We start from the raw sequence: 25,247 nt of genomic DNA, 5'->3' as shown, positions 1-25,247 counted from the left end.
GCGGCATGGCGTCGATCTGGAAGCACTCAGCCGGCATCGTCGAGGGCTCGCCGTTCGAGCCGGGACGGCACCACGAGGTCATCGTCGTCGGCGCGGGCATCACCGGGCTCACCACAGCCCTGCTGCTCGCGCGGGCCGGACGCGACGTCGCCGTACTCGAGGCGGGCGAGGTGGCGAACCTCGCGACCGGGGCGAATACGGGCAAGCTCTCGCTGCTGCAGGGCTCGGTGCTGTCGTCGCTGCGCCGCCACCATCCGGCGCGCCTCGTCCGTGCCTATGCCGACGCGAACCGCGACGGCGCCGAATGGCTGCTCGACTTCGCCGACGGTGCGGGCGTGCCGTACTCGCGGCGGACCGCCTATTCGTATGCGCAGACTCCCGAGGGCGCTGAATGCGTCGAGGCGGAGCGGGATGCCGCGGCCCAGGCAGGCCTGCCGGTGCGCCGTGTCGAGGGTTCCGAGCTCACCGACAGCAGTGTGCCGATGCAGGCGGCGGTGGCGCTCGACGACCAGGTCGCGATCGATCCGCAGCGCGTCGCCGTCGCGCTCGCGCGCGCCTTCCTCGCGGCAGGCGGCACGCTGCACACCGGTGCTCGCGTCACGCGCGTGCACGTCGTGCCGAGGGCGCGGGTGTGGACCGACGAGGGGTCGGCGTCGGCCGATCGCGTCGTGCTGGCCACAGCCGCACCGATCACCGACCGTGGGCTGTACTTCGCGAAGGTGCGCGGGCTGCGGTCGTCGTGCGTCGCCTTCGCGATCGACGCGCCGGTGCCCGATGGGCTGTACCTCTCGGTCGACGGCGAGACGAAGTCGGTCCGGTCGATCACTCCCGCCGACGGGCCCGCCGACGCCGCTCAGCTGATCGTCGGGGGCAACGGCTTCCCGGTCGGTCGGGCGGCCTCGCCGCAGGCCGAGATCGACGACCTCATCCGGTGGGCCGGCGTGCAGTTCCCGGGCGCCGAACCCGTCGCGCAGTGGTCGGCCCAGGATTACCAGTCGCATGACCTCATGCCGTTCGTCGGGGCGATGCCGCGCGGGCTCGGACGCATCCGCTTCGCGACGGGCTTCGCGAAGTGGGGGCTGTCGAACGGGCCGGCCGCGGCGCTGCGGCTCGCCGCCGAGATCGAGCGGGTGCCGTGGCGCGATCGCCCGGAGTGGATGCGGGTCATCGCGACGCGGATGACCGTCCCGGCCGATCTGGCCCGCGGCGGCGTCGAGAACCTCCGCGTCGGGTGGGAGGCCGCCAGCGGCTGGGTCGGTGCCCAGACGGTGCCGACGCCGGTGCGCCGACCGGCCGAGGGCGAGGGGATCGTGGCGAACCGCGCCGGTCACCCGGTGGGCATCTCGACCGTCGACGGCACGACGCGGGCGGTGAGCGCGGTGTGCACGCACCTCGGCGGAGTGCTCTCGTGGAACGACGCCGAGCGCTCGTGGGACTGCCCGCTCCACGCGTCGCGGTTCGCCGCGGACGGGACGCGCATCGAGGGCCCGGCGGTGTGCGACCTGGCCCGGCTTCCGCGCGTTCGCGGCGAGGAGCACGAGGGGCCGGAGGAGCACCAGGATCCCGAAGAGCACGCGGGTCCGGACGAGCGTCCAGAGGAGGAGGTGACGCGGAGCACCCCGCCCACGTCGTCCGCCGCCGCGCGCTGACGACGGCCCCGGCGCGTCGCTGCGGTCCGGAGCGCCCGGCACGCGGTAGTAGGCTGGGGTACTGGTCGATATCTCGACGTCGAGACGCTTTTCGCGTCATCCCACCCCCATTCGCCACCTGCGAAGGAATGCACTGTGGATCTGTACGAGTACCAGGCACGTGATCTTTTCGAGAAGTACGAGGTGCCGGTTCTCGCCGGCATCATCGCGGACACGCCGGAGGAGGTGCGGGCCGCAGCCGAGAAGATCGGCGGAGTCGTCGTCGTCAAGGCGCAGGTCAAGACCGGCGGCCGCGGCAAGGCCGGCGGCGTGAAGGTCGCCAAGGCGCCCGATGAGGCCTACGAGGCCGCGAAGGCCATCCTCGGCCTCGACATCAAGGGCCACGTCGTCAAGCGCGTCATGGTCGCGCAGGGCGCACGCATCGACAAGGAGTACTACTTCTCGGTGCTGCTCGACCGCGCGAACCGCTCCTACCTGTCGCTGGCGAGCGTCGAGGGCGGCATGGAGATCGAGGAGCTCGCGGTCGAGCGCCCCGAGGCCCTCGCCCGCGTGAACGTCGACCCGCTGCAGGGCATCGACAAGCAGAAGGCCGTCGAGATCGCCGAGGCCGCCGGTTTCGCGCCCGAGCTGGTCGACAAGGTCAGCGACGTCTTCGTCAAGCTCTACGCCGTCTACAAGGGTGAGGACGCGACGCTCGTCGAGGTCAACCCGCTCATCCTGTCGGAGGAGGGCGAGATCATCGCCCTCGACGGCAAGGTCTCGCTCGACGAGAACGCCGACTTCCGGCACGCCGCCCACGCGCTGCTCGAGGACAAGGCCGCGGCCGACCCGCTCGAGGCGAAGGCCAAGGAGAACGACCTCAACTACGTCAAGCTCGACGGCGAGGTGGGCGTGATCGGCAACGGCGCGGGCCTCGTGATGTCGACGCTCGACGTCGTCGCCTACGCGGGTGAGAACCACGGCGGCGTGAAGCCCGCCAACTTCCTCGACATCGGCGGCGGCGCCTCGGCAGAGGTGATGGCAGCCGGCCTCGACGTCATCCTCGGCGACCCACAGGTCAAGAGCGTGTTCGTCAACGTCTTCGGCGGCATCACGGCGTGCGACGCCGTCGCCAAGGGCATCGTCGGCGCGCTGGCCGAGCTGGGCTCGAGTGCCTCGAAGCCGCTGGTCGTGCGCCTCGACGGCAACAAGGTCGAGGAGGGCCGCGCGATCCTGCGCGACGCGAACCACCCGCTCGTGACCCTCGCCGAGACGATGGACGAGGGCGCCGACAAGGCCGCCGAGCTCGCCAACGCCTGAGCCCAGACATCCGGAACTAGGAAAAGAACAGACATGTCGATCTTCCTCAACAAGGACTCCAAGGTCATCGTCCAGGGCATCACCGGCGGCGAGGGCACCAAGCACACCGCGCTCATGCTGAAGGCCGGCACCCAGGTCGTCGGCGGCGTCAACGCCCGCAAGGCCGGCACGACCGTGCTCCACCGCGACGCCGAGGGCAACCCCGTCGAGCTTCCCGTCTTCGCATCCGTCGCCGAGGCGATCGAGAAGACCGGCGCCGACGTGTCGATCGCGTTCGTGCCGCCCGCGTTCACGAAGGACGCCATGGTCGAGGCCATCGACGCCGAGATCCCCCTGCTCGTCGTGATCACCGAGGGCGTTCCCGTCGGCGACACCGCCGCCGCGTGGGCCTACGCGCAGTCGAAGGGGGACAAGACCCGCATCATCGGGCCGAACTGCCCCGGCATCATCACGCCCGGCGAGTCGCTCGTCGGCATCACGCCCGCCAACATCACCGGCAAGGGCCCGATCGGCCTCGTGTCGAAGTCGGGCACCCTGACGTACCAGATGATGTACGAGCTGCGCGAGATCGGGTTCTCGACGGCGATCGGCATCGGCGGCGACCCGATCATCGGCACGACGCACATCGACGCGCTCGCCGCGTTCGAGGCCGACCCCGAGACCAAGGCGATCGTGATGATCGGCGAGATCGGCGGCGACGCCGAGGAGCGCGCGGCCGACTTCATCAAGGCCAACGTCACCAAGCCCGTCGTGGGATACGTCGCCGGCTTCACCGCTCCCGAGGGCAAGACCATGGGCCACGCCGGCGCGATCGTGTCGGGCTCGGCAGGCACCGCCCAGGCGAAGAAGGAGGCCCTCGAGGCCGCCGGCGTCAAGGTCGGGAAGACCCCGAGCGAGACCGCCGAGCTCATGCGCGGCATCATCGCGGGTCTGTAGACAGCTCGTATCGAAGGGGCGGATGCCGCGGCCTGCGCCGCGCGTCCGCCCCTTCGTCATGCCGGGTTAGGGTGAGGGAATGCCGCTGACCGGAGAGTACAAGCCGTCCACTTCCGACTGGGCCCGCAAGCAGGCCGAGGCGTACGAAGCCTCGGACGGGCAGAAGGCGAACACGCTCCGCGGTGTGCCGATCATCGTGCTGACGTCGGTCGGGGCGAAGAGCGGCGGCCTGCGCAAGACCGCGCTCATGCGCGTCGAGCACGAGGGGCGCTACCTCGCGGTGGCGTCGAAGGGCGGGCATCCCGAGCCGCCCAAGTGGTACTGGAACATCCGCAAGAACCCGCAGGTCGAGCTCCAGGACGGCGCCGTCAAGCGCGACTACCTGGCGCGCGAGCTGTCGGGCGACGAGCGCACCGAGTGGTGGGCGCGTGCGGTCGAGGTGTGGCCCGACTACGACGCGTACCAGGCCAAGACGGATCGCGAGATCGCCGTGTTCCTGCTGGAGCCGGTCGAGGGCTGACCCGCCCGGCTCTCCAGCCCGGAGTCTCCCGCCCGGCCCGGCGCCGGTCGCAACATCGGACATCATGGCGAAACGCCGGGACGAGGCATCCCTCATCCCGGCGTTTCTCGCGAGATCTCCGACGTTGCGCGGTCAGGCCGCGAGGAGCACCTCCAGCGGGCCGCGCGCGAAGTACAGCACGAACCCGGCGGCGACGATCCACAGCAGCGGGCTGATCTCCTTCGCCTTGCCGGACAGCGCCCGCACGATCACCCACGAGATGAAGCCCGCCCCGATGCCGTTGGCGATCGAGTACGTGAGCGGCATCACGGTCACCGCCAGGAAGACCGGCAGCAGCACCGAGAACTCGGAGAAGTCGATGTAGCGGATCTGCGCCATCATGAGCGCACCGACGATGACGAGTGCTGCGGCCGCGACCTCGGTGGGCACGATCGACACGAGCGGCGTGAAGAACATGGCGACGAGGAACAGTCCGCCGGTGACGACGTTGGCGAGGCCGGTCCGTGCGCCCTCGCCGATGCCGGCACCCGACTCGATGAAGACCGTGTTCGACGAGGCCGACGCGTAGCCGCCCGCGACCGCGCCGACGCCCTCGACGATCAGCGCGGACTTGAGGCGCGGGAAGTCGCCCTTGGCGTCGGCGACGCCGGCTTCCTTCGACAGGCCCGTCATGGTCCCCATCGCGTCGAAGAAGTTCGTGAAGACGAGCGTGAAGACGAGCATGAGCGCGGCGAGCACGCCGATGCGCTCGAACGATCCGAACGACACCTGGCCGATGAGCGACAGGTCGGGGATGCTCACCAGCGACGCGGGAAGCTCGGGAACCGACAGCCCCCAGCCGCCGGGGTTGACGCCGTCGTCGGTGAACTTCGGGCCGATGTCCCAGATCGCCTCGACGACCACCGCCAGGACGGTGCCGGTGACGAGGCCGATGAGGATGCCGCCCTTGACCTTGCGGGCGACGAGGACGCCGGTGAGCAGCAGGGTGAACACGAAGATGAGCGTCGGCACCGTCGCGACCGAGCCGTCGACACCCAGGCCGATCGGGGGAGATGACGCGCCGGTCGTCGTGACGAAGCCGGCATCGACGAATCCGATGAAGGCGATGAACAGGCCGATGCCGACTGTGATCGCGAGCTTGAGCTGCACCGGCACGGCGTCGAAGATCATGCGGCGCAGGCCGGTCGCGGCGAGCAGCACGATGAGGAGGCCGTTGATCACCACGAGGCCCATCGCCTCGGGCCAGGTGACCTGGCCGACGACCGACACCGCGAGGAACGAGTTGATCCCGAGGCCGGCGGCGAAGGCGAACGGCAGGCGGGTGACCAGGCCGAACAGCACCGTCATGACGCCCGCGGTCAGCGCCGTGACGGCGGCGACCTGCGTGAACCCGAGGGAGTTGCCGTCGACGTCGATCCCGCCCGACAGGATGATCGGGTTCAGGATGACGATGTAGGCCATCGTCACGAACGTCACCACACCACCGCGGACCTCGGCGCCGACCGTCGAACGGCGGCGCGTGATCTCGAAGAAGCGGTCCACGCCATTGCGTGGTTCGGGGGACTCTGCGGTGGTGTCGACGACGGGCGACGGGGTTGTGCTCATGAAAAACCTCCGCGCTAAACGTTAGCGCTCACCGACCTGTGGTAACGACCGGACCGGATGCCGCGACCGGCCGCACCGCCGCCGGGACGTCGGCTCGGCGCTGGGTAGGGTCGATGGCGCATGCATCGCCTCACCGTCGCCCTCCTCTCCGCCGTCGACGCCGCCATCGCGGTCGCCGTCGGCATCGCCGTGACCCTCGCCCCGCTGACGCTGCTCTTCGTCTTCACATTCGGCGCAGGCGCGGACTGGTCCGCGCTGTGGCCCACGGCGGTGACGGCCTGGCAGTTCGGCAACCTCGTGCCGCTGCTCGTGACGCTGCCCGCCGAGTACGTCGCCGCAACGGGGATCGACCCGGCCGCGGCATCCTTCACCCTCTCTCTGGCTCCGCTCGCGTTCGCGGGCTTCACGATGATCTTCGCCGCGCGGTCGGGCGTGCGGGCATCGCGCGCCGAAGGCTGGGCGACGGGTGTCGTGTCGGGAACGCTGATCTTCGGTGTGCTCGCCACCCTCGCAGGCTTCACGTCGCAGAACCTCGTCGCCGACGCCGAGCTGTGGCAGGCGATCCTCGTGCCGACGCTGGTCTTCGGCCTGTTCTCGCTCGCGGGCGCCGTCGTCACGGAGTGGCGCGAGGCGGGCGCCGGCCCCGTCGCCCGGGTGCGCGACCGCGTGGAAGCCGCTCCCCACGGCTGGGGCGAGACCCCGGGGCTGATCGCGCGCGGGACGGCGGTCGTCGTGGTCGGCCTCATCGGGCTCGGCGCGCTGGTGACGGCACTCGCGGTGCTGCTGCGCGGCGGTGAGGTCGTCGCGCTGTTCCAGGCGGGCAACGTCGACGCCCTCGGTGCCGTGGTCGTGACCCTCGCCCAGCTGGCCTACCTGCCGACCCTCGCGGTGTGGGGCATGGCGTTCGCGGCCGGCCCGGGTTTCGTGTTCGGCGACGGCGCCGCCGTGTCGCCGTCCGGCACGCAGACCGGTGTCGTGCCCGGCATCCCGATCCTCGGTGCGATCCCCGAGTCGACGACGCCCTGGCTGCTGCTGCTCGCGCTCGTGCCCGTCGCGCTCGGCGCTCTCGCCGGCTGGATCGCGCGGTCGCGCCTGGTCGCCACGCACGCGACGGGCGTTCCCGCGCCCGCCGCATCGAACGACCCCGGACCCGTCGCGCTGACCGGACTGCTCGCCTCCGCCCCCGTGATCGAGCCCGACCCCGACGACCGTCCCGCGCCCGGCGAGGATCCCATCGCGGCGCGGCTGGCCATCGCGGCGGGCATCGCGGTGGCGTCGGCCGCAGCCGCCGCGCTGCTCGCGGCGATCGCCTCCGGCTCGCTCGGTCCGGGCCGCCTCGCGCATGTCGGCCCCGAACCCGGACCCGTCGCCCTCGCGGTCGGGATCGAGGTGCTCGTCGGCGCGTCGATCCTCCTGCTGTCGCCGCGCGGCAGGTCGCACGCCCACGCGTCCCGCGAGGACGTCCCGAGCGCGCACACGCCCTTCGAGCCTCACGAGGAGGTTCGGGATGCTGCGCCCGAACCGCTCGTCGACGAGCATCCCACGCTCGATCTCGGCCCTCGACGGCCCGGCTCGGGCGCGCCGGTAGACTAGCCGGGTGCTCACGGTCGCCGTCCTCATCTCGGGCACAGGGTCCAATCTGCGCGCTCTGCTCGATGCGGCCGCCGACCCCGAGTATCCCGCCCAGATCGTCGTCGTCGGCGCCGATCGCGAGGCCGAGGGCTTCGCGCACGCCGAGGAGTACGGCATCCCCTCGTTCATGGTCCCGTGGGCCCAGTTCGGCTCGCGAGAGGAGTGGGGCGCCGAGCTCGGCCGGCAGCTGGCGGTGTGGCGTCCCGACCTGGTCGTGCTGAGCGGTCTCATGCGACTCCTGCCGGCACCGCTCGTCGACGAGTGGTCGCCCCGCATCATCAACACCCACCCGGCCTACCTGCCCGAGTTCCCCGGCGCCCACGGCGTGCGCGACGCGCTCGCAGCCGGTGTCGAGCAGACCGGAGCCAGCGTCATCATCGTCGACAACGGGGTCGACTCCGGCCCGATCCTCGCTCAGGAGCGCGTCCCCGTGCTCCCCGGCGACGACGAGCACACGCTTCACGACCGCATCAAGCCCGTCGAGCGGCGGCTTCTGATCGACGTCGTCCGTCGCATCGCGAACGGCGAGCTCGATCTCGAGGTCGCATCCGCGGGCGCGGCAGCCGCATCGACCACCGCCGACGGCGACGCGTCGAGATCCCCCGCTTCCTGACCCCACCGACGAGGAGATCCTCCCATGGCCGGCCCGACCACCGACCCCGCCCTGTACCACCACCGCGACGTCGTCCCGATCCGTCGCGCGCTCGTGTCGGTGAGCGACAAGACCGACCTCCTCGCGCTGGCCGACGCGCTCGCCGCCGCCGACATCGAGATCGTCTCCACCGGCTCGACGGCCGCGACGATCCGCGAGGCCGGCCACGCCGTGACGGACGTGGCGACGGTGACCGGCTTCCCCGAATCGCTCGGCGGCCGCGTCAAGACGCTCCACCCTGGCGTGCACGCGGGCCTGCTGGCCGACGTGCGCCTCGACGACCACAAGCAGCAGCTGGCCGAGCTCGGCATCGAGCCGTTCGAGCTCGTCGTCGTGAACCTCTACCCCTTCGTCGAGACGGTGCGCTCCGGCGCCGAGGGCGACGCCGTCGTGGAGCAGATCGACATCGGCGGCCCCGCGATGGTGCGCGCATCGGCGAAGAACTTCGCCAACGTCGCGATCGTCGTCTCACCCGAGTCGTACCCCGCGATCATCGAGACCGTGACCGGCGGCGGGACGACGCTCGACCAGCGCCGCGAGCTCGCCGCACGCGCCTTCGCCCACACCTGCGAGTACGACCGCGCGGTCGCCACGTGGTTCGCCGAGCAGACCCTCGGCGAGGGCGACCTGCCGCAGCACCTCACCATCAAGGCCGAGCGCCTCGCCACCCTGCGTTACGGCGAGAACTCGCACCAGCGTGCCGCGATCTACACGAGCGCCGGTGGCCACGGCATCGCCCAGGCGACCCAGCTGCAGGGCAAGGAGATGTCGTACAACAACTACGTCGACGCCGACGCCGCGCTGCGCGCCGCCTTCGACATGGTCAAGCCCGCGGTCGCGATCATCAAGCACGCCAACCCGTGCGGCATCGCGGTGGCCGCTCCCCACGCGCTCGACCCCATCGCCAGCGCCCACCTGCGCGCCCACGAGTGCGACCCGGTGTCGGCCTACGGCGGCGTGATCGCCGCGAACGGCACCGTCACGCTCAAGATGGCCGAGAATCTGAAGGACATCTTCACGGAGGTCATCGTCGCCCCGTCGTTCGAGCCGGCCGCCCTCGAGGTGTTCCGGGCGAAGAAGAACCTCCGCCTGCTGCAGCTCCCCGACGACTGGCAGCAGGAGCGGATGGACGTGCGCCTCGTCTCCGGCGGTCTGCTCCTGCAGGATGCGGACCGCTTCCCGTCCGACATCGAGTCGGTCGCCAAGGACTGGGAGCTCGTCTCGGGCGAGCGTCCCGCGGCGAGCGAGATGCAGAACCTCATCTTCGCGTGGAAGGCCTGCCGCGCCGTCAAGTCCAATGCCATCGTCCTGGCGAAGGCGTCGGCCACGGTCGGCATCGGCATGGGCCAGGTCAACCGCGTCGACTCGTGCCGCCTCGCCGTCGAGCGCGCCGGCGATCGCGCGGCCGGCTCGGTCGCGGCATCCGATGCCTTCTTCCCCTTCGCCGACGGCCCGCAGGTGCTCATCGACGCCGGCATCTCGGCGATCGTGCAGCCCGGCGGATCGGTGCGCGACGACGAGGTCATCGCGGCCGCCCGCGCCGCGAACGTGACGATGTTCTTCACCGGCGAGCGGCACTTCTTCCACTGAGCGCACGCGCGGCCTGCGGGTACGGGGCGCGACGGGTGGGGTGCACAACCGTGTCCGATTCCCGCGAGTGGATGTCGGCGCTTCGTGTCAGGCTGGGGTCATGAGCAGCCCGGCCATGACATTCGACGAGCGGTACCGCGCGATCGACTCGCGCGACATGCGCTTCGACGGGCAGTTCGTGACCGCGGTGCGGTCGACGGGCATCTACTGCCGTCCGAGCTGTCCGGCGCGCACCCCCAAGCCCTCGAACGTCACGTTCTACCCGACGAGCGCGGCCGCGCATGAGGCGGGCTTCCGCGCGTGCAAGCGATGCCTGCCCGAGGCCGCTCCGGGGTCCCCGCAATGGAACCTCCGGGGCGACACGGCTGGCCGGGCGATGCGGCTCATCGCCGACGGAGTCGTCGAGCGCGAGGGGGTGCCCGGTCTCGCTCGGCGCCTCGGCTACTCGACTCGCCACCTCACGAGGCTGCTGACCGCCGAGCTCGGCGCCGGGCCGCTCGCGCTCAGCCGCGCCCACCGTGCGCAGACCGCGCGCATGCTGCTGGTCGGCACCGACCTGCCCGCGGCCGACGTCGCGTTCTCCTCCGGGTTCGCCAGCGTCCGCCAGTTCAACGACACCGTGCGCGAAGTGTTCGGCATGTCGCCGCTCGAGCTGCGCGCGCGGCGCCGCGTCGTCTCGGGCAGCCGTCCCCTCCCGGGCCCGGGAGCGATCGATCTCGTGCTGCCGCATCGCGGTCCGCTCGACGCCGCCGGGCTGTTCGACTGGATGTCCGCGCGTGCGGTCGACGGCGCCGAAGTCGCGACGCCCACGACGTTCGCCCGCACCCTGCGCCTGCCCGGCGGCCCGGCCTGGTTCGAACTGCGCGTCGACGAGGCAGGGCGCATGCGGCTGCGGGCGAGGCTCACGCACCTGGGCGATCTGTCCACGCTCGTCACGCGCGCCCGGCGCCTCTTCGACCTCGACGCCGACCCGATCGCCGTCGACGAGGCGCTGTCGCAGCACCCGGAGCTCGCGCCGCTCGTCGCCGCGCTCCCCGGCATCCGCGTCCCGGGTGCGGCCGACCCGCACGAGATGCTGATCCGGGCGATGGTGGGGCAGCAGATCACCGTCGTCGCCGCACGCACGGCGCTGTCCGCGCTGACGACCGCGCTCGGCGAGAGGGTCGACGGCTTCGACGGCAGCACGCGCCTCTTCCCGACGATGGCCGCGATCGCGGAGCATGGCGCCGAGGTGCTGCGCGGTCCCGCCGCCCGCATCCGGTCGATCGTCGGTGCCGCCGCCGCGCTCGCCGACGGCAGCCTCGTGCTGACGACCGGCGACGATGCCGCCGAGCAGCGCGCCGCCCTCCTCGCCATGCCGGGCATCGGCCCGTGGACGGCCGACTACGTGCGCATGCGTGTGCTCGGCGACCCCGACGTGTTCCTCCCCGGAGACGTCGCGGTGCGCTCGGGCGCCGCGGCCACGGGGCTTCCCGCCGACCCCAAGCCGCTCACCGAGTGGGTGGCTCGCGCCGCGCCGTGGCGCAGCTACCTCACCGCGCACCTGTGGCGCGCCGTCCCGCCCAAGCCCGCGCGTGCGCGCCGGGGTGCGGCATCCGATCTCCAGAAAGCAGCCAGCGCATGAGCGTCGCGACCATCCAGACCATCGACACCCCCGACGGCGCGTTCACGATCCTCGCCGACGAGGCGCAGCGCGTGCTCGCGTCGGGGTGGACCGACGACGTCGAGCGCCTCCTCGGCCGGCTCCGGGCGGGTGACCGCCCGGCGACCGTGACCGAGGGGGTGACGGATGCCGCGGCCGCCGTCGTCGCGTACTACGACGGCGACCTCTCCGCGATCGACGACGTCCCGGTCGCGCAGCACGGCACGGCCATGCAGCTCGCCGGCTGGGACGCCCTCCGCGGGATCGAGCCGGGTCGACCGCTCACCTACGCGGAGTTCGCGACCGTTCTGGGCTCGCCCAGCGCCGTCCGTGCGGCGGCATCGATCTGCGCGCGCAACGCGCCGGCGCTGTTCGTGCCGTGCCACCGCGTGCTGCGCACCGGGGGAGCGCTCGGCGGGTTCGCGTGGGGGCTCGACGTGAAGCAGCGTCTGCTCGCGCGCGAGGCGGGCGTGCCCGCACTCATCGGCTGAGCTGCGCGCCGGTGGCCGCCGCTGTCGACCTCGGTCGGTGCGAGCCGCAGCCATCGCCCTCGGTCGATGCCCGCCGCCGCCATCGCCCTCGTCGCCGTCGACAACCCCGCCGGAAAACGCTTGTTGCATCCAGCGAACTCCCAGGTATAGGCTGGAGGGCTGTCGCGCTCGCCGGGGTGCGGCAGTCTCGTTCCGCTCTCACCAAGGAGGATGCCATGTCCCAGGCCGCCATCGCCGCGAAGACCGTCTTCGTCCTCCGCATCGCCGGGCCGGAGCGCTTCCGCGCACAGGGGTAACAGCTCCCGTCCGCATTCCGGCGATTCCGCCGGCTTCGGCATACCGCCGCCTTCCGAAGCGTTCCCTTCACCGGGGCTCCGTCGCGCCTCGCGCACCCTCCCGACCCGACGCCGGGTCATCGCACCACCTCCCACAAGGATCATGACCACCACCGCCCTCCCCGACGAGACCGCTCCGTCGAAACGGTCCGAAACGTCCACCCCGCAGGCGCTCGCCCGGCTGCTGCCGTTCGCGAAGCCGGTGCTGCCGCGCCTGGCGCTCGGCGCCGCGAGCGCGCTTCTCGCGAGCCTCCTCGCGCTGTCCATCCCGCTCGTCCTGGAAGCGATCGTCGGCGGCCCCATCGCCTCCGGCGACTTCACGCAGATCATCTGGGGATCCGCCGCGATCCTCGCCCTCGGCCTCGCCGAGGCGCTCATGGTGTGGCTGCGACGCTGGTTCGTGCTCGGTCCCGCCACCAAGGTCGAGTACCAGATCCGCCAAACGTTCTACTCCCGGCTGCAGAGGTTGCCGGTGTCGTTCCACGACAAGTGGCAGTCCGGCCAGCTGCTCAGCCGCATGATGCAGGACATCAGCATGCTGCGACGCTGGATGGCGTTCGGCATCGTGCTGCTGGTCGTCAACGTGCTCACCATCCTCGTGGGCACCGTGCTGCTGTTCCGCTGGCACTGGCTGCTCGGCACGGTGTTCCTCCTCGTATCGGCTCCGCTCTGGTACGCGGGCTACCGCTTCGAGAAGACGTACGGAACGCTCGCCCGGCAGAGTCAGGATCAGGCGGGCGACCTCGCCACCTCGGTCGAGGAGAGCGTCCACGGCATCCGCGTGCTCAAGGCCTTCGGCCGCGGCAAGCATGCCCTGCAGAAGTTCACCCGGCAGGCCGAGACGCTCCGTGAGACCGAGCTGAGCAAGGCGCGGGCGATCGGCTGGATCTGGTTCTGGCTCGTGCTGCTGCCCGACATCGCCTTCGCGCTGTGCCTCGGCGCCGGCATCTACCTGACGTCCGTCGGGCAGCTGCAGACCGCCGAGCTGATCGCGTTCTTCGCGATGGCGACGGTGCTGCGGTGGCCGATGGAGTCGATCGGGTTCCTGTTCTCGTTCACGCTCGACGCCCGCACGGCGACCGACCGCATCTTCGAGGTGTTCGACGAGGAGAATGCCATCGTCGACCCCGAGACGCCGAGCACGATCGATCGTCCGCGCGGCGCGCTCGTCTTCGAGGGCGCGCATTTCCGGTATCAGGATGCCGCGGCCCGCGAGCGGGATCTGCTCGACGGCATCGACCTGGCCCTCCGCCCCGGGGAGACGATGGCCCTCGTCGGTCTGACCGGTTCGGGCAAGACCACGCTGACGACCCTACCGGCGCGTCTCTACGACGTGACGCAGGGGCGGGTGACGCTCGACGGCGTCGACGTGCGCGATCTCACGCTCGACGAGCTGCGCCGCCACGTCGGCATGGCGTTCGAGGATGCGACGCTCTTCTCGCAGTCCGTGCGCGACAACGTCCTGCTCGGTCGCGAAGATCTCGCCCCGGGCAGCCCCGAGGCCGAGGCCATCATGCGCGAGGCGCTCCAGGTCGCCCAGGCCGGGTTCGTCGACGACCTGCCCGACGGCGTCGACACGATCATCGGCGAGGAGGGCCTGTCGCTCTCGGGCGGTCAGCGTCAGCGGCTCGCGCTCGCCCGTGCGGTCGCGGCGCGCCCGGCGGTGCTCGTGCTCGACGACCCCCTGTCGGCCCTCGACGTCGACACCGAGGCTCTCGTCGAGGACGCGCTCCGCGACGTGCTGCACGAGACGACGGCGCTTGTGGTCGCGCACCGCCCGTCCACCGTCATGCTCGCCGATCGCGTCGCCCTGCTCGAAGCCGGGCGCATCACGGCGGTCGGCACGCATTCCGAGCTCCTCCGCGAGAGCGAGCACTACCGACATGTGATCTCGAGCCTCGAGGTCGAAGAAGCCCGCCTGCGGGAGAGGGAGGTGAACCTGTGAGCACCGCCACCGTCACCGGAACCAGCGGCGAAGACCGCTCCGACTACACGCGCGTCGAGAGCAAGGCGATCCGCAAGCGCTCGCTGCGCCTGCTCGGCTCGCTCGTCACGCCCGTGCGCGGCCAGCTCTGGCTCGCCGCCATCGTCCTCGTCGTGTCGACGGCCTTCCGCGTCGCGGGCCCGGCGCTGATCGCGTTCGGCATCGACAACGCCCTCCCGGCGGCCGTCGAGCAGATGAACTGGCTGCCCACGATCGGCGTCGTGGTCGTCTACCTCGCCACGGGCATCGCCGGCGCCGGCCTCATCGGCTGGTACGTCGTCGTCGCGGCCCGGCTCACGCAGGCGATCATGCTCGACCTGCGCAAGCGGATCTTCCTGCACACCCAGCGCCTCAGCCTCGAGTTCCACGAGTCGTACACCTCGGGCCGCATCATCTCTCGCCAGACGAGCGACCTCGACTCGATCCGCGAGCTGCTCGACGGGGGTCTCAACGAGCTCGTCTCGGGCATCCTCTACGGCGGATTCACCCTCATCGCGCTGCTGCTCGTCGATTGGGAATCGGGCGTGATCCTCGCGGTCATGGGGATCCCTCTCTTCCTCCTGATGCGCTGGTTCTACACGCGCTCGCAGCGCGTGTACCGGGAGTCGCGCGTGGTGAGCGCGAAGGTGATCGTGAAGTTCGTCGAGACGATGACGGGCATCCGCGCCGTGAAGGCGTTCCGCAAGGAGCCCCGCAACGATGACGAGTTCGGTGAGCTCGCCAGCGACTACCGCGACGTCAACATGCGTTCGATCAAGCTGTTCGGCACGTTCGAGCCGGGACTCATGGCCGTCGCCTCGGTGACGGTGGCGCTCGTGCTGCTGTGGGGCGGCTACCGCGTGATCGACGGTGCGATCGAGGTCGGCATCCTGCTGGCCGCGGTGCTGTACGTGCGCAACTTCTTCTCGCCGCTGCAGGAGGTCGCGTTCTTCCTGAACTCCTACCAGTCCGCGACGGCGGCGCTCGAGAAGGTGTCGGGCGTGCTCGAGGAGCAGCCCACGGTGCCCGACCCGGTGCAGCCGGTCGACCTGTGGAGCGCCCGCGGGCATGTGCGCTTCGACGACGTGCTCTTCGGATACTCCGACGACCGCGTGATCCTGCCGGACTTCTCGCTCGACATCCCGGCCGGTCAGACGATCGCGCTCGTGGGAACGACCGGCGCCGGCAAGTCGACGCTCGCCAAGCTCGTGTCACGGTTCTACGACCCGACGCGCGGCGCGGTGACCCTCGACGGTGTCGACCTGCGCAACCTCCACCCCAAGGACCTTCGACGCGCCATCGTCATGGTGACGCAGGAGGCGTACCTGTTCAGCGGCACCGTCGCCGACAACATCGCGCTGGGCAAGCCCGACGCGACGTTCGAGGAGATCCAGGCCGCGGCTCGTGCGGTCGGCGCTGATGCCTTCATCCAGGCGCTGCCCGACGGCTACGACACCGACGTGAACAAGCGCGGCGGCCGCGTCTCGGCGGGTCAGCGGCAGCTGATCTCGTTCGCGCGCGCGTTCCTCGCCGATCCCGCGGTGCTGATCCTCGACGAAGCGACCGCCTCGCTCGACATCCCGAGCGAGCGCCAGATCCAGGACGCCCTGCAGACGCTGCTGGCCGACCGCACGGCGATCATCATCGCCCACCGGCTGTCGACGGTCGCGATCGCCGATCGCGTGCTCGTCATGGAGCACGGCCGGATCATCGAGGACGACGCGCCCGAGGCGCTCATCGGCGGTGACGGGCGCTTCGCCAAGCTGCACGCGGCGTGGCGGGAGTCGCTGGTCTGACGACCGCACACGGATGCCCCGGCCGCCTTCGCGCGGCCGGGGCATCCGTCGTCTCAGTGACCTGCGGACGAGATGAAAGAGGCGAGCGGATGCCGCGGCTCGAGGTCGGCGAGGGAGAGCGCCCCGTCGATGCCCTGCCCGAGGGGCGCGACGAACCGTGCATCGTGTTGCACGGCGCGCAGGCTGTCCTCGAAGGCGGCGCGCAGCAGCGAGGAGCCGAACACGCCGCCGATCGCGCACACCGCGGGCTGGTGGATGTCGCCGACGCGGTGGAGTGCGGTGGACACGCTGCGCGCCAGTTCACGCCCCGCACGTCGCAGGATGTCCTGCGACACCGCGTCCCCCCGGTCGGCGAGCTGCGCCGTCGACGCGGCGAACGAGGCCACGGTGCTCACCCGATCGGCTGACGACTGCAGGTCGATGTACGCCTCCGACAGGTCGGGCCACCGCGCCGCGGCGACGTCGCGCAGCGCGGTCGCGGGGCCGCGGCCGTCGTACGCGCGCATGACGGCGTCGAGGGCCTCACGCCCGATCCAGTACCCGCTGCCGGCATCGCCCATCACGTGGCCCCAGCCGTCGACCCGAGCGACGCGGTCGGCGCCCACGGCCAGCGTGACGACTCCGGTCCCGGCCGCCACGACCGCGCCGCGGCCCGGACCCATCGCGCCGAGGTACGACGTCGTGGAGTCGTGGGCGAGCAGCACCTCTCCGGCGCCGGCCGCGGCGACGAGCGACCGCAGGGAGGCGGCATCCGCTTCCCTGGAAGTGAGTCCCGAGACGCCGGCGGCCACGACGAGCTGTGCGCCGGGCTGCCATCGCTCGACCGCGTATCGCACGGCACCGGCGAGCTGGGGCAGCAGCGGCTCGTGCGTGCGGATGCCGGGCAGCAGCGCGTCCTCGATCGTCGAGCCGGTCCGGAGCCTGAGCTTCATGCCCGTCTGCCCGGCATCGATCGCCAGCACAGTCCTCGCCGTCACTGCGTCCCTTCCGTCGCGGGATCCTCGATCACCCTAGCGGCCGAGCGGCCGTGCGAAGGAGCGGGGCTGAAGGCGACGGAGCCTCGAAGGGGGAGGGGTACTCGAGGCCCCGCCGCCGGTCTCAGGAGCCCGGACGGGCTGTGTCGCTGCTGCGGTATTCGGGTAGAGCGCGAGGGTCGGTCAGAGACGGATCTCTGCGATCACTTCACCGTACTCGGTCTCGCCGACGGGAGTGAAGCCCACACGCTGGAAGAATGCTTCGGGTCCGCCTTCTCCGGCCTCGTAGATGACGGCCACGCGGTCCAGCCCCCGGTTGCGCGCCTCTTCGAGGAGCTGCTCGACGGCGAAGCGCCCGACACCGCGACCCTGATCGTCGGCATCGACATTGATGCGCCACAGCACGGATCGGAAGTGCTCGACGGGGGAGTCGGGGTCGAAGTTCGCGCTGACGAAGGCGACGACCTCGTCGCCGTCCAGCACGACGCGCTGCCACGTCGTCTGGGGGTTCACCACGGTGGCGGCGATGCCGTAGCTGACGGGCGCGAGGAACTGTTCCTGACCGGGCTTGAGCGACAGATTGTTGACCGCCACGATCGTGGCGGCGGAAAGTTCGACGAGTCGCAGATCAGCCATACGCACAGGCTAGCCCGGATGACGCGGCCAGGCATCGTCGAATGGTCCTGTTCACGCGCGCTTCACCCGGCGAAGTATCTCGATGTCGAGATACTTTGCCCTTGCGATAGTCTGGAAAGACCACTGAACGGAGACGAACCCGGTGACCGATTCGACCATCATCTACACCTACACCGACGAGGCGCCGGCGCTGGCCACAGCCTCGTTCCTGCCGATTGTGAAGGCCGTCACGAGCCAGGCGGGGGTGGATGTCGAGATCCGCGACATCTCGCTCGCAGGACGCGTGCTCGCCGCCTTCCCGCAGAAGCTGACGACCGAGCAGCAGGTGGGTGACGCGCTGGCCGAACTGGGCGGACTCGCGACGCTTCCCGAGGCGAACATCATCAAGCTGCCGAACATCTCGGCCTCGATCCCGCAGCTCAAGGCGGCCATCGCCGAGCTGCAGTCGCAGGGCTACGACATCCCCGACTACCCCGACGAGCCCGAGACCGTCGAGGAGAAGGACGTCCGCGCGCGCTACGACCGCATCAAGGGCTCCGCCGTCAACCCCGTGCTCCGCGAGGGCAACAGCGACCGCCGTGCTCCGCTGTCGGTGAAGAACTACGCGCGCAAGCATCCCCACCGCAACAAGGCGTTCTCGGAAGGCTCGAAGACGCGTGTCGCCACGCTCGGACACGACGACTTCAAGTCGAACGAGAAGTCGACGGTCATCCTCGCCGACGACGTGCTGTCGATTCGGCACGTCGCCGCCGACGGCGCCACCACCGAGCTGAAGAGCGGCCTCAAGGTGCTTCCGGGCGAGATCATCGACGCCACCTTCCTCTCGGCCGCTGCGCTCGACGCCTTCCTCGCCGAGACGCTCGCCGCCGCGAAGGCCGATGACGTGCTCTACTCGGTGCACCTCAAGGCCACGATGATGAAGGTCAGCGACCCGATCATCTTCGGGCACGTCGTCAAGGCCTTCTTCGCCGATGTGTTCGCGACGTACGGCGACAAGATCGCCGAGGCCGGCCTCACCCCCAACGACGGCCTCGGCGCCATTCTCGCCGGTCTCCCGTCGGTCGAGGGCGGCGACGCCATCGCGGCCGCCATCCAGGCCGACCTCGAGCGCGGCCCCCGCCTCTCGTACGTCAACTCCGACAAGGGAATCACGAACCTCCACGTGCCGTCCGACGTCATCGTCGACGCGTCGATGCCCGCCCTCATCCGCAACGGCGGCAAGCTGTGGGGCGTCGACGGCGGCGAAGCCGACACTCTCGCGGTCATCCCCGACTCGTCCTACGCCGGCGTCTACCAGACGGTGATCGAGGACGTCATCGCTCACGGACCGCTCGACCCCGCCCGGATCGGCACGGTCCCGAACGTCGGGCTCATGGCGCAGGCGGCCGAGGAGTACGGCAGCCACGACAAGACGTTCGAGATCGCGGCGCCCGGCGTGGTGCAGGTGGTCGACAGCGCCGGCGAGGTGCTGATCGAGCACGACGTCGAGGCGGGCGACATCTGGCGTGCCACGCAGACGAAGGACATCGCGGTGCGCGACTGGGTGAAGCTCGCTGTCACGCGCGCCCGCGCGACCGGCGCTCCCGCCGTGTTCTGGCTCGATGAGACCCGCTCGCACGACGCCGCCCTCATCGCGAAGGTCAACGCGTACCTCGCCGACCACGACACCGACGGCCTCACGATCGAGATCCTCGCTCCCGCGGCGGCGACGCAGTACTCGCTCGACCGCCTGCGCAAAGGCGAAGACACCATCTCGGTCACGGGCAACGTGCTGCGCGACTACCTGACCGACCTCTTCCCGATCCTGGAGGTCGGCACGAGCGCCAAGATGCTCTCGATCGTCCCGCTGCTCGCCGGGGGCGGGCTGTTCGAGACGGGTGCGGGTGGCTCTGCGCCCAAGCACGTGCAGCAGCTGCTCGAGGAGAACTACCTGCGGTGGGACTCGCTCGGCGAGTTCTTCGCGCTCGCCGCCTCGCTCGAGCACCTCGCGACCACGACCGGCAACGTTCGCGCGCAGGTCCTCGCCGACACGCTCGACGCCGCCACCGGCACGTTCCTCGAGAACGACAAGTCGCCGGGCCGTGCCCTGGGCACGATCGACAACCGCGGCAGCCACTTCTACCTGACCCTGTACTGGGCTCAGGAGCTCGCGTCGCAGCAGGCCGACGCCGCCCTCGCCGCGGCCTTCGCGCCGGTCGCCGAGGCGCTCGCGGCCCGGGAGGACGACATCGTCGCCGAGCTGATCGCCGTGCAGGGATCGCCCGCCGACATCGGCGGCTACTACCGTCCCGACACCGCGCTGGTCGAGTCGGTCATGCGCCCGTCGAAGACGTTCAACGAGATCGTCGACGCGCTGGGCTGATCACGACGAACAGAAGAGCGGATGCCTCGGCACGAGGCATCCGCTCTTCTCTTTCCCGGTCGCAGTCGGACCGCGCGTGATCAGGCGTGCACCCACACCTCGGTGCCCGTGACCGTCCAGTCGTAGATGAACTTCGCGTCGGCATCCCACATGTTCACGCAGCCGTGGCTCTGCTGGAATCCCAGCGCCGAGCGGAACGCCGAGGCGCCGTGGAAGGCGATGTCGGGGGCGAACCACGTGATCCAGGGCACATCCTCGGTGCAGTAGCTGTTGACCGCCTCGGGGTTGTAGCACAGCGCGCCCATGTCCTGGATGCGCGTGTACGCGTTCACGGTGAAGTGCCCGGTCGGCGTCGGGGTGGCGTTCATGCCCGAAGAGATCGTGTAGGTGCCGATGATCTTGTCGTTCTCGTAGAGATAGGTCGTCTGCGCGCTCAGATCGACCTCGACGCGACGCTCGAGCGACGTGGTCTTGAACTCGGTCTCGGTGACGGGCAGTTCGTACGCGCCGCTCCCGGAGGCGAGCTGGGCGGCGAAGTCGTCGGCGATCGACGAGGTGTCGCCGAGCGTGCGGCCGGTGACGCCCTCCGAGAGCTCGCGGAGCACGTCTCCGGCGGAGTTGGTGATGACGGTGGCGTCCACCGCTGCGCGGTCGACCTGCGCGGGCAGGCCGGCGACGATCTCTTCGATCGCGGCGGCGTCGGCCGAGATCTCGAACGTACCGCGCTCCCCGGGCGTCACCGTGAGCCACGAGGCGGCGACCTCACGGGCGACGGGCACCGTGCGCTCGCTGCCGACGTAGAAACCCGCGGTGGAGAGGATGCCGTTGAGGCGAGCCGCGGCGCCTTCGGCGACGTACGTCGGGGTGGTCGCCTGAACGGGTGCCGAGACGGCCTCGAACTCGACGCGGGTCTCACCGGCTTCGAAGGCGTCCTGCAGCGTGGCGCGCAGGGCGGCGATGTCGACGCCCGTGCCGGGCTCGGCGGGCGTCGTCACGTACGCCACCGACGTGGCGTCGTAGGCGAGGGTCGCGTCGACCGGCTCGGTGTAGAGCTCGGGGGCGGCGGCACGCAGGGCGGACGTGGCGGTCTCGTCGTCGATGCGGACGGGCGCGTCGATCGATTCCGGGAACCACGCGGTGACGTTCCACAGCGGGTTGGCGGCGAACGCCTCGGCGACGAGGCTGCTCGCGTCGACCGAAGCGCCGAGGTCGGCGCCGGTCACTTCTGCCTCGCCGCCCTCGCCCACGAGGACGATGGTGGTGTCGGCGAGACGCTGGTTGACCATGTCGGCCGCGAGGGCAGACGGGAGGAGACCGATCTGGACTCCGGCCACCGACGTGCCGGGTGCGATGAGGGTGACGGAGGCGACCGCGAACGCGACGACGGCGGCGCCGGCGCCGAGGCCGATCCACAGTGGCTTGCGGCTCTTCCTGGGGGCGGGTTCCGCCGGCGCCCACGCATACGCCGGGGTGGCCGGCCCGGCGCCGGCCGGGGCGGAGGTGGCGGGCGCGTCGTCGGCGACGGGGGAGACGACCTCGGTGGGCGCGTCTGCCTCAGGGGCGACATCGGTCGTGGCGACGAGCCGTTCGTCAGCGGCGGGCTCTTCGACGTCGGCGAGGTCACCGGTCTCGTCGGCGTCGGCTTCGGTCTCGGTGACCGATTCCGCATCGGAGTCGGCCTCGGCCAGATCGGCGGCGTCCGCCTCGACCTCGTCCGTGTCGGCGTCGGTGAGCGCGGCGTCGTCGATGACCGCGCTGTCGTCAGCCTGCGCGTCTTCGGCCCCTGACTTGGTCGCCAGATCCGTCACGTCTTCACCCCCCGGTTTGTGAGCAACGTTGCCCCCATGGTAAATGACGCGCCCGTGCGCGCGGGCAACGACCTGGTCACGGTGGCTCGGTGTGACGGGAGGTCACTCCGTCGGTGTGCACAGCTCCTGGAAGCGGGCACCGGTCTCCTGGAAGCCTTCACCGAGCTCCTCGAGCTCGCCGACCTTCGAGGTGTCGCCCTCGACGATCGCCGACATGAGGTCGGCCACCTGGCCGAACATCGACTGCAGGTCGGGCAGGATCGCCTTGACGTCCTCGTTTGTCACCTGGTCGGACGCGTCGGCGAGGCTCTGCACAGCGGCGTCCATGGCCTCGACGACGGCGTCGGGGTCGTTCGGGTCCATGTTCTCGAACTCCGCCGAGGCGTCGGTCATGATGTCGTTCACGAGATCGCAGGCCTCAGCCGTCGTCTGGGTCCCGCCGTCGGGGCGGTCCGAGGGAGCAGGGGAGCCCGTTGCACCCGTGGGTCCGGTGCAACCCGTGAGACCGAGGAGGGCGACGGCTGCGACCGTGAGCGCGGCGAAGCGGTGGGAGAGGGGCGTCGTACGCATCGTCCCACTGTAGGTGACGGCATCCCGAGCGCACATCGAAGCCCAGCCGAATCCGGCCGCGGGTGTAACAGTTTTGTAAACACGCCGCCCAAATCCGTTGTCGAGGGTTGCGGATTGTTTGTTCGTAAGGTCTACTAACAAACATGTCTTCATCGGAAGTGCAGCGCGGCTCTTCCACTCTCGAGTCGCCGCACCCTTCAGGAAACGCCGCCGGGCGCGGCTTCGGCTCGCACCGGGCCCTGCGCCAGGGCGGCAAAGTGCTCCCCGAGCACGCCCGGGGCCACAACCGGTCGCTCGTGCTGCAGACCCTCTTCCACCAGGGCGCCATGAGTCGTGCCGACCTCTCCCGGGAGACGGGCCTCACCCGCGTGACGATCTCTGACCTCGTCGCCGAGCTCATCGCCGACGGGTTCGTCGCCGAGATGGGCGTGCGGGAGGCGTCGGGCCCGGGCAAGCCGGCGATCCTCGTCGACCTCGACCGCGACGGGCACCGCATCGTCGGTATCGACCTGTCGGGGAGCGACACCGTCATCGGCGCCGTCCTCACCCTCGACGGCGACATCGTGTTCCGCCGCGAGGTCGCACTGCCGCCGGCCGACGACGTCGTGTCGACGGTCGTCGAGCTCGCACGCGTGCTCGTCGCCGAGTCGCACGCTCCGGTCCTCGGCATCGGCGTCGGCACCCCCGGTGTCGTCGACGATCGCGGCGTCATCCTCACCGCCCCGAACTTCGGCTGGGCGGGCTTCGACCTCGAGGGCGCCCTCCAGGACGCGCTCGGACTGCCGGTGCTCGTCGCCAACGACGCGAACGCCGCGGTCCTCGCCGAGTACACCTTCGGAGGGGCGGGCGACGACGTGCTGCTCGTCAAGGTCGGACGCGGTGTCGGCTCCGGCCTCCTGGCCGGCGGTCAGCCCATGCGCGGCGGACGCTTCGCCGCAGGCGAGATCGGTCACGTCACCGTCGGCACCGACGGCGGCCCGGTCTGCGGCTGCGGCAAGGTCGGGTGCCTGGAGGCCTGGCTGTCGGTCCCCTCGCTGTCGTCGCGGCTGGCCGCGGCATCCGCTCCCGAAGATCGCGAAGGCATCCTCCGCGACGCGGGGGAGCGTCTCGGCATCGCCCTCGCACCCGTGGTCGGCGTGCTCGACCTGTCGGAGATCGTGCTCTCCGGCCCCATCGAACTTCTCGACGGACCCCTCGCGGAAGCGACCGTCGAGACCCTGCGCACCCGAACGCTGGCGCACGTCCACGACAGCGTCCGCGTGCGGATGACGGAGCAAGGTCAGGACATCGTCCTGCGCGGCGCGGCCGTCATGGTCCTGTCAGGACAACTCGGGGTCTCCTAGCGCAAAGGCTGCGCTGCCGGGGTTCGACTCCGGAGCCCCACAACCAAACCCCCCTGGATGGGTCACCCGGCCCGTCATCACCACCAAGAGAACCAAAGGAAGACACCATGAACAAGAAGCTCGGAGCCCTCGCGCTCGTCGGCGCTTCGGCTGTCGTTCTGGCCGGATGCGCGGGCGGCGGCGGCGCTGCTGCCCCCAGCGAGGCCGCGACCGGCGACCTGACCGTGTGGCTGGTCGGCACCGACACGCCGCAGACGGCCCGCGACTACCTCAAGGAGACCTTCGAGGAGGAGAACGACGGCTGGACCCTCACCATTGAGGAGAAGACCTGGGCCGACGTCTCCGACACGTACGAGGCGGCGCTGTCGTCCAATGACGCTCCCGATGTCGTCGAGGTCGGCAACACGCAGGCGATCGGCTTCGCCGACAAGGGCCTGTTCCTCGACATCACCGACATGAAGGACGCCCTGGGCGGCGACGACCTGCTGCCGGGTCTCGTCGAGGCCGGCACCTACGACGAATCGCTGTGGGCCGCGCCGTACTACGCCGGGGGCCGCGTCGTCTTCTACACCCCGCAGATCGTCGGTGACACCCTCCCGGCCACGCTCGAGGAGTACGTCGAGAAGGGCGCGGAGCTGACCACCACGACCGTCTCGGGCATCTACGCTCCGGGCCGCGACTGGTACAACGCGCTTCCCTACATCTGGGCCAACGGCGGCGAGATCGCCGTTCAGGACGGCGACGAGTGGGACGCCCAGTTCGGCAGCCCCGAGAGCGTCAAGGGCCTCGAGATGCTGCAGGACGTCTACGAGAACGCCACGGTCGCCCCGGTCGACGGCAACGAGCGTCTCGGCAACATCGCCTTCTGCGCGGGCGAGGTCGGCTTCCTGTCGACGCCGGCGTGGGCGGAGGGCAACCTGACGGGCGCCTGGCCGTGGGGTGACGAGGCCGCGGGCGAAGAGGTGTCCAACGGATGCCCCGACACCTACGCCAAGGACCTCGGCGCGTTCGCGCTCCCGGGCCTCGAAGAGGGCGAGACCGCCCCGATCTTCGCCGGCGGGTCGAACGTGGCCATCGCGTTCAAGAGCGACGCGCAGACCAAGGCCAAGGCCGCTCTCGAGATCATGCTCTCCACCGGCTACCAGGAGCTGCTCGCCGAGCAGGGCCTCGTTCCGGGCATCATCTCCGCCGCGTCGGCGCTGCCCGACACGGACTCCGCCAAGGCGCAGGCCGAGGCGCTGGCGAACTCGCAGTTCACCCCGGCGAGCCCGAACTGGGGCGAGGTCGAGGCTGCGCTGATCATCCCCGACGCGCTCGTGCGCATCGCGCAGGGTGAGGACGTCCAGACCGTGGCCGACGAACTCGACACGCAGATCGAGGACATCCTCAACAAGTAAGTCCCCCGGAGGTGAGGGGTCCCGGTTCCGACCGGGCCGGGACCCCT

Annotated in this window: 19 protein-coding genes; 14 read left to right on the top strand and 5 right to left on the bottom strand. The window is 70.7% G+C overall.

Going from position 1 to position 25,247, the window contains the following annotated elements; translation table 11 throughout:
* Nucleotides 1-5: 5 nt before the first annotated feature.
* From ACFC1W_RS02905 to ACFC1W_RS02890, 4 genes are all read left to right on the top strand, one after another.
* Complete coding sequence (locus ACFC1W_RS02905) at nt 6-1,649, top strand: FAD-dependent oxidoreductase (protein WP_375988456.1); 1,644 nt, start codon at nt 6-8, stop codon at nt 1,647-1,649.
* A 135-nt stretch (nt 1,650-1,784) separates the two neighbouring features.
* Nucleotides 1,785-2,948 carry an ADP-forming succinate--CoA ligase subunit beta gene (gene sucC, locus ACFC1W_RS02900; RefSeq protein WP_375988454.1) on the top strand — a complete coding sequence of 388 codons (1,164 nt, stop codon included), beginning with the start codon at nt 1,785-1,787 and terminating at the stop codon, nt 2,946-2,948.
* Nucleotides 2,949-2,981: 33 nt separating this feature from the next.
* On the top strand, nt 2,982-3,884 hold the full coding sequence (gene sucD / locus ACFC1W_RS02895) for a succinate--CoA ligase subunit alpha (RefSeq protein WP_241112859.1): 903 nt from the start codon (nt 2,982-2,984) through the stop codon (nt 3,882-3,884).
* A 79-nt stretch (nt 3,885-3,963) separates the two neighbouring features.
* Nucleotides 3,964-4,404 carry a nitroreductase family deazaflavin-dependent oxidoreductase gene (locus ACFC1W_RS02890; protein ID WP_375988452.1) on the top strand — a complete coding sequence of 147 codons (441 nt, stop codon included), beginning with the start codon at nt 3,964-3,966 and terminating at the stop codon, nt 4,402-4,404.
* A 132-nt stretch (nt 4,405-4,536) separates the two neighbouring features.
* Here the strand turns inward: ACFC1W_RS02890 and ACFC1W_RS02885 are convergent, their stop codons facing one another.
* On the bottom strand, nt 4,537-6,009 hold the full coding sequence (locus ACFC1W_RS02885; protein WP_375988451.1) for an NCS2 family permease: 1,473 nt from the start codon (nt 6,007-6,009) through the stop codon (nt 4,537-4,539).
* A 120-nt stretch (nt 6,010-6,129) separates the two neighbouring features.
* On the opposite strand from ACFC1W_RS02885, the gene ACFC1W_RS02880 reads away from it, so the two are divergent.
* From ACFC1W_RS02880 to ACFC1W_RS02850, 7 genes are all read left to right on the top strand, one after another.
* A complete protein-coding gene (locus tag ACFC1W_RS02880) occupies nt 6,130-7,602 on the top strand; it encodes a DUF6350 family protein (RefSeq protein ID WP_375988449.1) in 1,473 nt (490 codons plus the stop codon).
* 4 nt (nt 7,603-7,606) lie between these two features.
* Entirely contained in the window at nt 7,607-8,254 is a 648-nt protein-coding gene (purN, locus tag ACFC1W_RS02875; protein ID WP_375988447.1) for a phosphoribosylglycinamide formyltransferase, read from the top strand.
* Between the two features lie 24 nt (nt 8,255-8,278).
* Nucleotides 8,279-9,883 carry a bifunctional phosphoribosylaminoimidazolecarboxamide formyltransferase/IMP cyclohydrolase gene (gene purH / locus ACFC1W_RS02870; protein ID WP_375988445.1) on the top strand — a complete coding sequence of 535 codons (1,605 nt, stop codon included), beginning with the start codon at nt 8,279-8,281 and terminating at the stop codon, nt 9,881-9,883.
* Between the two features lie 100 nt (nt 9,884-9,983).
* Nucleotides 9,984-11,507 (top strand): AlkA N-terminal domain-containing protein, encoded by a 1,524-nt coding sequence (locus tag ACFC1W_RS02865; protein WP_375988442.1) that lies wholly within the window; start codon nt 9,984-9,986, stop codon nt 11,505-11,507.
* Nucleotides 11,504-12,016: a methylated-DNA--[protein]-cysteine S-methyltransferase gene (locus ACFC1W_RS02860; RefSeq protein ID WP_375988440.1), complete on the top strand. Its 513-nt coding sequence runs from the start codon at nt 11,504-11,506 to the stop codon at nt 12,014-12,016. Before ACFC1W_RS02865 ends, ACFC1W_RS02860 begins: the two co-directional genes overlap by 4 nt.
* Nucleotides 12,017-12,454: 438 nt before the next feature.
* Nucleotides 12,455-14,296, top strand: coding sequence for an ABC transporter ATP-binding protein (locus ACFC1W_RS02855; protein WP_375988438.1), 1,842 nt, complete (start codon nt 12,455-12,457; stop codon nt 14,294-14,296).
* Nucleotides 14,293-16,110, top strand: coding sequence for an ABC transporter ATP-binding protein (locus ACFC1W_RS02850; protein ID WP_375988435.1), 1,818 nt, complete (start codon nt 14,293-14,295; stop codon nt 16,108-16,110). Before ACFC1W_RS02855 ends, ACFC1W_RS02850 begins: the two co-directional genes overlap by 4 nt.
* A 53-nt stretch (nt 16,111-16,163) precedes the next feature.
* Here ACFC1W_RS02850 and ACFC1W_RS02845 read toward each other — a convergent pair whose 3' ends face one another.
* Nucleotides 16,164-17,087 (bottom strand): N-acetylglucosamine kinase, encoded by a 924-nt coding sequence (locus tag ACFC1W_RS02845; protein ID WP_375988433.1) that lies wholly within the window; start codon nt 17,085-17,087, stop codon nt 16,164-16,166.
* Between the two features lie 180 nt (nt 17,088-17,267).
* Entirely contained in the window at nt 17,268-17,720 is a 453-nt protein-coding gene (locus ACFC1W_RS02840) for a GNAT family N-acetyltransferase (RefSeq protein WP_241112870.1), read from the bottom strand.
* A gap of 142 nt (nt 17,721-17,862) precedes the next feature.
* On the opposite strand from ACFC1W_RS02840, the gene ACFC1W_RS02835 reads away from it, so the two are divergent.
* On the top strand, nt 17,863-20,082 hold the full coding sequence (locus ACFC1W_RS02835; RefSeq protein WP_375988430.1) for an NADP-dependent isocitrate dehydrogenase: 2,220 nt from the start codon (nt 17,863-17,865) through the stop codon (nt 20,080-20,082).
* An 80-nt stretch (nt 20,083-20,162) separates the two neighbouring features.
* Here ACFC1W_RS02835 and ACFC1W_RS02830 read toward each other — a convergent pair whose 3' ends face one another.
* Together ACFC1W_RS02830 and ACFC1W_RS02825 are read right to left on the bottom strand one after the other, a co-directional pair.
* Nucleotides 20,163-21,890: a L,D-transpeptidase family protein gene (locus ACFC1W_RS02830; protein ID WP_375988427.1), complete on the bottom strand. Its 1,728-nt coding sequence runs from the start codon at nt 21,888-21,890 to the stop codon at nt 20,163-20,165.
* A gap of 102 nt (nt 21,891-21,992) precedes the next feature.
* Entirely contained in the window at nt 21,993-22,460 is a 468-nt protein-coding gene (locus tag ACFC1W_RS02825) for a hypothetical protein (RefSeq protein ID WP_375988425.1), read from the bottom strand.
* Nucleotides 22,461-22,603: 143 nt separating this feature from the next.
* Here ACFC1W_RS02825 and ACFC1W_RS02820 point away from each other — a divergent pair, with 143 nt between their 5' ends.
* Nucleotides 22,604-23,803 (top strand): ROK family protein, encoded by a 1,200-nt coding sequence (locus ACFC1W_RS02820; protein ID WP_375988422.1) that lies wholly within the window; start codon nt 22,604-22,606, stop codon nt 23,801-23,803.
* Nucleotides 23,804-23,910: 107 nt separating this feature from the next.
* The gene (locus ACFC1W_RS02815) at nt 23,911-25,200 is read left to right on the top strand and encodes an extracellular solute-binding protein (protein WP_375988419.1); all 1,290 of its coding nucleotides are present in this window, start codon (nt 23,911-23,913) and stop codon (nt 25,198-25,200) included.
* The last annotated feature ends 47 nt before the right edge of the window (nt 25,201-25,247 follow it).

It is taken from the genome of Microbacterium sp. NPDC056003, assembly GCF_042274785.1.
Lineage (GTDB): Bacteria > Actinomycetota > Actinomycetes > Actinomycetales > Microbacteriaceae > Microbacterium.
This window is presented reverse-complemented; position numbering and strand designations above follow the sequence as displayed.